Genomic DNA, 7,472 nt, shown 5'->3' with positions numbered 1-7,472 from the left:
TGTGCGCTTCGACCTGCGAGCCCAGCCCCAGGTTGAACCGGCCGGCGGACAGCAGCCGCAGGTCGAAGCGCACATCACCAAGCGGTTCTCGATGCCGTGGAGCAAACCGGCCGCGCGCATGCGCGAGTTCGTGCTGGCGATCCGCGCGATCTGGCACGCGTGGGAAACGGGCGAGCGGCTGGCGTTCCGCGGCGAGTTCTACAAGCACACGCTGATGACGCCGTTCTTCGACCCCGGCCCGAACCCGCACGGCACCGCGCCGATCTACCTCGCGGGCGTCGGTGAACTGATGACCGAGGTGGCGGGCGAGGTCGCGGACGGCTTCCTGTGCCACAACTTCACGACCGAGCGATACCTGCGCGAGGTGACGCTGCCGGCGCTGGCCCGCGGCCGCGCGAAGGCGGGCAGGACGCTGGAGGGCTTCGAGATCAGCGGGCCCGTGTTCGCCGCGACGAACGACAAGGAGATCGCCGACGTCAAGCGGCAGATCGCGTTCTACGGATCGACGCCCGCGTACCGGCCGGTGCTGGAGCTGCACGGCTGGGGAGCGCTGCACGAGGAGCTGCACCGGATGTCCCGGCGGCAGCAGTGGGTGGAGATGAGCGAGCTGATCTCCGACGAGGTGCTGCACGAGTTCGCCGTCGTCGGCACGCCGGAAACCGTCACGGCCGCTCTGCTGGACCGCTATGGCGACGTGGTCACCCGGCTCTCACCGTCGACGAGCGCGCTTCACCGACCGGAGAAGTGACTGAGCCCCTGACGTGCCAGCTCGGCGTGGAAAGCGTCGAGCTCGGCCCGCACTCTGGCGCAGCCCCTCTTGCGAATCCAACGCCGTCTGCCCATGTTGGCGGCGGTCAGGGCGAACGGCAGAGCCAGCACGGTCAGGACGAGCATCGTGATCATCTTGTCTCCTCAGGGGTTGCGAACAAGCAACGACCAATCGAGACACGGCTTACGGTACCGGCTCCAAAGCCACCCAGGTGGAGCAAAGTCACCGACAGCAACGCAGTTCTTGACTAATTTTGTTTTCGGTGCGACGGTGGGTCCATGTTCGAAGTGGCGGTGATCGAGGACCCGTCCGCGGCCGAGGTGTCGCTGGACCCCGTACGAGCGCGACTGCTCGCGGAGCTGGCCGAGCCCGGATCGGCGACGATGCTCGCCGCGAAGGTCGGCCTGCCCAGGCAGAAGGTGAACTACCACCTCCGCACGCTGGAGCAGCACGGCCTGGTGGAGCTCGTCGAGGAACGACGCAAGGGCAATGTCAACGAACGCCTGCTGCAGGCGACGGCGGCGTCCTACGTCATCTCCCCGACCGCTTTGGCCGCCGTGCAACCGGACCCGGCGAGGTCACCTGATCGGTTGTCCGCGCGGTGGCTGCTGGCGGTGTCGGCCAGGCTGGTGCGCGACGTGGGCACGTTGATCACCGGCGCCACCAAGGCGAAGAAGCGGCTCGCGACCTTCGCGCTGGACGGCGAGATCCGCTTCGCCACCGCGGCGGACCGCGCGGCGTTCGCCGAGGAGCTCGCCTCGTGCGTGACGCAGCTCGTGTCGAAGTACCACGACGAACAGGCCGAAGGAGGGCGTCCGCACCGAGTCGTCGTCGCCCTGCACCCGAGCGTCACCGCCAAGGAGGAGGAGTCGTGACCCGCGAGTTCGAGATCAAGAAGGAAGTCGAGGTCGACGGGACCCCGGAACAGGTCTGGGACGCCATCGCGACCGGACCGGGCATCGACTCGTGGTTCATGGGCCCGCACACCGTCGACGGACGCCTCGGCGGCCGCATGTCGCTCGACCTGGGCTTCTTCCAGGAGGCTTCGACGATCACCGCCTGGGAGCCGGGCAAACGGTTCGCCTACGAGAGCGACAAGGCCGACGACGGCACGATCCACGCGATGGAGTACCTGATCGAGGCGCGTGACGGCGGCTCGACCGTGCTCCGGTTCGTGCACAGCGGCATCCTCGGCGACGGCTGGAGCGACGAGTACCTCGACCAGACCTCGTACGGCTGGGACATGTACCTCTCCACACTGGGCCAGTACGTCAAGCACTTCAGCGGCCGTCGCGGCACGTACGTGTTCGCCCAGGCGCCCCAGGAGCAGCCCGACGACGCGTGGGCCCGGCTGCTCGCGGCGCTCGGCGTGCCTGCCGACCCCGAGGTCGGCGACGAGGTCACGCTGGAGCCCTTCGGCATCACCGGGGTCGTCGACTTCGCCTACGACCTGCCGGGGGTGTTCCTCAGCGTGCGCGGAGCCGATGGCCTGTACCGGTTCCACGGCACCCGCGCCGTCGGCCACCACCTCTTCGGTGACGCGACCGGCCAGAACGAGAAGTGGACGGAGTTCCTGGCCCAGGCGGTCGGACGGACCTCGTAACACTCAGGGCACTCCATTGCTTACAAATGAGATTTAGCTTCCGGGATGTGAAAACTCGGTCGCTGTTCTTGCAGCTCCTCATCGCCGTGGTGGCCGGCGTCCTGGTCGGCCACTTCTTCCGGTCGTTCGGTGCGGACCTGAAGCCGATCGGGGACGGCTTCATCAAGTTGATCAAGATGGTGATCGCGCCACTGATCTTCTGCGTCGTGGTGACGGGCATCGCGAAGGTCGGCGACTTACGTGCGGTGGGCCGGATCGGCGTGAAGGCCCTGATCTACTTCGAGGTCGTCTCGACGGCCGCGCTCGCGTTCGGACTGCTGGTCGGCAACGTCGTGCGGCCGGGGGCCGGCATGAACGTCGATCCGGCCACCCTGGACGCCACCGCCGTCGAGGCGAAGACGCAGGGCGGTCATCTCCCCGGCGTCGTCCAGTTCCTGCTCGACCTCATCCCGTCCAGTGTCGTGGACGCGTTGGCCCGCAACGCTTTGCTCCAAGTGCTGCTGTTCGCCGTGTTGTTCGGTTGCGCGCTGGCCCAGCTCGGCGAGCGCGCGACGCCCGTGGTGGACCTGCTGGAACGGGTCAACCTGGCGTTCTTCACGGTGCTGGGCTACGTGATGAAACTGGCGCCGCTCGGGGCATTCGGCGCGATGGCGTTCCTGGTCGGGCAGTACGGGCTGGGGTCGTTGCGCACGTACCTGTGGCTGATCCTGGCGTCCTACGGCGCGGCTTTGCTGTTCTGCGGGTTGCTGGGCGTGATCGCGTGGGGGTTCGCCAGGGTCAACATCCTGCGGTTCATCAGGTACGCCAAGGAGGAGTTCCTGCTGGCGCTCGGCACGGCCTCCTCGGAAGCCGTGCTGCCGCGGATGATGGTCAAGCTGCAGCGGGCCGGCTGCGCACCCACGTCCGTCGGGCTGGTGCTGCCGACGGGTTACTCGTTCAACCTGGACGGTGCCTCGATCTACCTCTCGCTGGCGACCGTGTTCCTGGGGCAGGCGTTGAACATCCCGCTCGATCTCGGCGACCAGCTGACGATCGTGCTGGTGCTCGTGCTGACCTCGAAGGGCATGGCGGGTGTGCCCGGCTCGGCGTTCCTGGCGCTGTCCGCCACGGTCGCCGCGGTCGGCTCGATCCCGGCAGCGGCGGTGGCGTTGCTGCTGGGTGCCGACCGGATCATGGACTCCATGCGCGTCTTCACGAACCTCCTGGGCAACTGCGTGGCGACGTTCGTCGTGTCGCGCTGGGAGGGCATGCTCGACGTGGACCAGATGCGGTCAACGCTCGGTGATCCACGCCGTGACGACGTCGTCGAGCAGCCCGAGGGTGAGCTTGCCGTGGCCGAGGACGACCTCGTGGAAGTCGCGGACGTCGAACGCCGGTCCTAGCGCTTGCTGAGCCCGTGCGCGCAGCTCGTCGAACTTGAGGCGGCCCACCATGTATGCGAGCGCCTGGCCGGGCTGGGCGAGGAAGCGGTCGACCTCGGACTCGGCGAGCTCGCGCGGCATCGGCGTGGTGGCGAGCAGGTAGCCGACGGCCTGCTGCCTGCTCCAGCCCTGCGCGTGCAGGCCGGTGTCGACGACGAGCCGGCCCGCGCGCTTGGCGTCCATCGTGAGCATGCCGAATCTCGCCTCTTCGTCGCTGTAGAGGCCCATCTCGTCGGCGAGGCGTTCGCAGTAGAGCGCCCATCCCTCGGTGAAGGCGGTGACGCGGGCCCTGCGGCGCAGCAGCGGGAGGTCCTCGATCAACAAGAGCCTGGTGCTCTCGAAGTGATGACCCGGCACGGCTTCGTGGAACGCCGTGGCCTCCGCGACGTTCCGCAGCTGGGTGTGCGGTTCCTTGGTGTTGACGAAGTACGTGCCGGGGCGGCTGCCGTCGAGCGCGGCGGGCAGGTAGTGCGGTGGCGTGCTCGCGGGTGCGGACGGCGCGGTCTCGGCGATCACGCACCGCTGGTCCGGCACGGTTCGGAACCATTGCGGGGCAACGGCTTCCGCCCGGCGCACCGCTGCTTCGGCGTCCGCGAGCATCTCCGCGGCGCTGGTGTACCTGAGGCCTTCGCGCTCGCCTCGTTCACCTTTGAGGTTCTCGACGAGCCGGAGCCCGGTGGCGTGCAACTCCTCCGGGCCCAGGTCCAGCGTGGTGTGCGTGCGGATCGCCTTGGCGTACAGCTCTTCGCCGTCGGGCAGCCAGCACAGCCCGGCGTGCTCGGTGTCCCTGCCGTGCGGGAGAACGTCGTTCTTCAGCACGTCGCGATAGTCCCGCAACCCCGGCGCGTCATGTCGCTCGACGAGGTCGATCGTCTGCTCCACAAGGTGTCTGACCGGCGTCCGGCCCGCGGCGATGCCCGCGCGGTGCCGTTCGGCGACCGTGGCGAGAAAACGCGGCACGGCCTGGTGACTCTTCAGCTCGGGCAGGAAGTAGAGCAGTTCGGGCACCGCGGCCTGGAGATACCCGCTGACGCCGAACTCGATCGACCGCGACTCGATGGTGTCGCACTCCGCCTGGGCGAGATGCTGGATGAGCCCTCGCGTGACGGGGTCGGCTTGCGGCATCCGTCCGGCTTCTTCGGCGATGGCCCGGTAGCGCCGCAGGTAGTCCTGGTCCGCTTCTTCACTGTGGTCCTGCAACGCGCCGTCGTCACGCAGGCCCATGAGGTTCGCCCGCAACGCGTGGTGGTCCATGATCAGGTCCCACAGGTCCTCGGCCAGCGCGTTGGCTTCGGTCATCCGTCCCCCAGAGTTACGCCGTTGAGCGGCCATCACCACCCAGTTTCCCGGGTAAGCCCTTTCCATGCGCTGGTTGCTGCTGATCCTCCTGCTGACCGGCTGTTCCGCCATTCCCCTGGCCTCTGGCCCGCCCGGACCACAGGTGGATCGCGTGCCGACCGGAACCCTCGACGCCGCAACAGCCCGCACCTCGCTGGCGGCCCTGCCGCTGAGCACACCGGGCCGGCTGGACGGCTATGTGCGCGACTGCGAGAACGGCAAAGCCTGCGTGTTCGGCCAACCGTGGTTCGACACCGACGGCGACGGCTGCGACCAACGCAGCCAAGTGCTGGCCCGCGACCTGACCGCCGTGGAACGCAAACCCGGCCGCTGCGGCGTGCAGTCCGGCACGCTCGACGACCCCTACACGGCCTCACAGATCACCAGCGTGTCGAAGATCCAGATCGACCACGTGGTGCCGCTGGCCGAGATGTGGCGCAGCGGCGCGGCCACGTGGCCCCAGGAACGGCGGGTGGCCGCGGCCAACGACCTGCGCAACCTGATCGCGGTCTCCGGGAAGGTCAACCAGTCGAAGGGCGACAAGACGCCGGACGAGTGGATGCCGCCCAACGCCGGGTACGCGTGTTCGTACGGGCGGATCTACGTGACGGTGAAGGCGGCGTACGGGTTGAGCGTGGCGCCGGCGGAACGGTCGGCGCTGGAACAGGCGCTCACGACCTGTGCCACAACGCCTGCCACATAAAACGCGAAACAATGCCAATTGATTGACAATTGGAGAGCCACCCGTTCGTACCAACTTCGATGACGGCTCCGACAGCCCCGAGCTATCCTGCTTGGTCCGGCTCCAGCGGCCGACCAGAGGGGTGGACTGAGTGCTGAAGTCGTTCGCGCAGTGGCTGGAGAAATTCCTCGAGGACGAAGGAGCGGTCGGGTTCGTCAAGGGACTGCTCGGCCTCGTCGCGTTCGGCGCGGTGCTCTCCACCTTGTTCGGCACCGTCGCCATTCGCGCGACGTTTGTGATCGCCGCAATCGTGTTGGTACTACTGCTGCTGGTCCACCTGACGACTCGCGTGGCCAAGCTCGAGTCGGAGTCCCGCGAGTACCGCGCCCTCCTGTCCAAGTACTCGTACATGCTGATGGAACTGCAGCCCAGCCAGTTCGACATCAAGGTGTGGGAGCAGGTCGCCGTCATCGAGGCCAACGGCGACACCCGGGAGTTCATCACGGTCAACGCCGTCATCCGCAACGCCGAAGCAAAATTCTTCCGGCTGCGCTTCGGCCCCGGCTGGAAACAACCAAAGTGGATCGAGAACAAGGTCGACGCGAAAGTGCGCAGCCTGCTGGTCGACGGAACCATGGGACCGAGTTTCCTGGTCACGTCGCATTGGACCGCGGACGGCAAGCTCGACATGGTCTCGCACTTCCACTCGCCCGCGGAAGTCGACAGCGAAATACGCCTGGTGATGGAATGGTCCTGGCCGAAGAAATGCGTGCCGCTCATGGTCCACAAGAAACCCGACCCGTTCACCTTCTACTTCCGGCAACCGGTGGAACGCGCGACCTACACCATCGTCCTGCCACCGGGAGTCGACGTGCACTGGGACGTGATCGCACTCAACCGGATCCGCGACAACTTCGAAATCACCAGGAAGACCGACGCGGGCCGCGTCGAGATCAAGCTGGACATCAACAACCTGCCGGCGAACCGCCGGGCCGGCATGTTGCTGGAACTCAAGAGGTAGAACGGCCTGCACACCGCACCAGGCTGTGCAGGCCCCCTGTTGCGGGGCACAAAAGCCCAGGTCAGCGACTCACTTGTCGCCGTTCTCGCCGCCCATGTACGACATGGTGTGCGTTCCTCCTTCTGCCTCAAGGGTGATGGCGCATCAGATCACCCGTGCGCGGGATGGCAGTGGAGACTCGCCGGACCCGTTGGTGGTGTCATCGCGCGGAGGCGGGCAACGTTAACTCACCCCACGTGACACCGCGAAAGCGCCTGGTCACTGCGCCTTCGACTGGATACGGCCGAGCTTAGTCCGCCGTTCACAAGGCAGCCTGACGAACGGCTAAACACCTGGGAGGACGCCTCGATGAGCCGGCTCGCACACCGCGACATGGTTCGAGCGACTGCGCGCCTGACAGACCGCCGAACAGCAGAAGGGCCAGGTCACGAGTGACCTGGCCCTTCTATCTCACCGAGCCGCCTATCGGAATCGAACCGATGACCTGCTCATTACGAGTGAGCCGCTCTGGCCGACTGAGCTAAGGCGGCGAGACGCGATAACTATAGCTGACCCGAAGACCCGTCACTCACGGGGGTCGCCTTCGTTGTACGGACCGTGACCGACGTCACCGTCTCCTAACCGCCGAGGAGTGGGTC

General features: G+C 67.0%; 8 protein-coding genes and 1 tRNA gene. 6 read left to right on the top strand and 3 right to left on the bottom strand.

Features of this window, described 5'->3' with window-relative positions; genetic code table 11:
* Positions 1–748 (top strand): TIGR03617 family F420-dependent LLM class oxidoreductase (locus B0F77_RS13350; protein ID WP_143466706.1); only part of this gene is annotated, 748 nt, incomplete at its 5' end.
* Here B0F77_RS13350 and B0F77_RS47835 read toward each other — a convergent pair.
* Positions 730–903, bottom strand: a complete 174-nt coding sequence (locus B0F77_RS47835) for a hypothetical protein (protein ID WP_158102679.1) — start codon at positions 901–903, stop codon at positions 730–732. The two genes, B0F77_RS13350 and B0F77_RS47835, sit on opposite strands and share 19 nt — an antisense overlap.
* 144 nt (positions 904–1,047) lie before the next feature.
* Here B0F77_RS47835 and B0F77_RS13345 point away from each other — a divergent pair, with 144 nt between their 5' ends.
* The 3 genes from B0F77_RS13345 to dctA are packed head-to-tail and all read left to right on the top strand — an operon-like array spanning position 1,048 to position 3,754.
* A complete protein-coding gene (locus B0F77_RS13345; RefSeq protein ID WP_207310939.1) occupies positions 1,048–1,644 on the top strand; it encodes an ArsR/SmtB family transcription factor in 597 nt (198 codons plus the stop codon).
* Positions 1,641–2,372 carry an SRPBCC family protein gene (locus tag B0F77_RS13340; protein WP_086663188.1) on the top strand — a complete coding sequence of 244 codons (732 nt, stop codon included), beginning with the start codon at positions 1,641–1,643 and terminating at the stop codon, positions 2,370–2,372. Before B0F77_RS13345 ends, B0F77_RS13340 begins: the two co-directional genes overlap by 4 nt.
* Positions 2,373–2,419: 47 nt before the next feature.
* Complete coding sequence (gene dctA / locus B0F77_RS13335; protein WP_245848063.1) at positions 2,420–3,754, top strand: C4-dicarboxylate transporter DctA; 1,335 nt, start codon at positions 2,420–2,422, stop codon at positions 3,752–3,754.
* Here the strand turns inward: dctA and B0F77_RS13330 are convergent.
* Entirely contained in the window at positions 3,644–5,092 is a 1,449-nt protein-coding gene (locus B0F77_RS13330) for a DUF885 domain-containing protein (RefSeq protein ID WP_086663186.1), read from the bottom strand. The two genes, dctA and B0F77_RS13330, sit on opposite strands and share 111 nt — an antisense overlap.
* 64 nt (positions 5,093–5,156) lie before the next feature.
* Between B0F77_RS13330 and B0F77_RS13325 the strand changes: the two genes are divergently transcribed.
* Both B0F77_RS13325 and B0F77_RS13320 read left to right on the top strand, forming a co-directional pair.
* On the top strand, positions 5,157–5,834 hold the full coding sequence (locus B0F77_RS13325; RefSeq protein WP_086663185.1) for an HNH endonuclease family protein: 678 nt from the start codon (positions 5,157–5,159) through the stop codon (positions 5,832–5,834).
* Positions 5,835–5,964: 130 nt separating this feature from the next.
* Positions 5,965–6,834, top strand: a complete 870-nt coding sequence (locus B0F77_RS13320) for a hypothetical protein (RefSeq protein ID WP_086663184.1) — start codon at positions 5,965–5,967, stop codon at positions 6,832–6,834.
* Positions 6,835–7,290: 456 nt separating this feature from the next.
* On the opposite strand, the gene B0F77_RS13315 is transcribed toward B0F77_RS13320, so the two are convergent.
* Positions 7,291–7,364: transfer RNA gene (locus tag B0F77_RS13315), tRNA-Thr, on the bottom strand.
* Positions 7,365–7,472 lie beyond the last annotated feature (108 nt).

The organism is Lentzea kentuckyensis (genome assembly GCF_002150765.1).
In the GTDB taxonomy this organism is placed as follows: Bacteria; Actinomycetota; Actinomycetes; order Mycobacteriales; family Pseudonocardiaceae; genus Lentzea; species Lentzea kentuckyensis.
The sequence above is the reverse complement of the archived record's forward strand: the minus strand, read 5'-3'. Positions and strand labels throughout refer to the sequence as shown.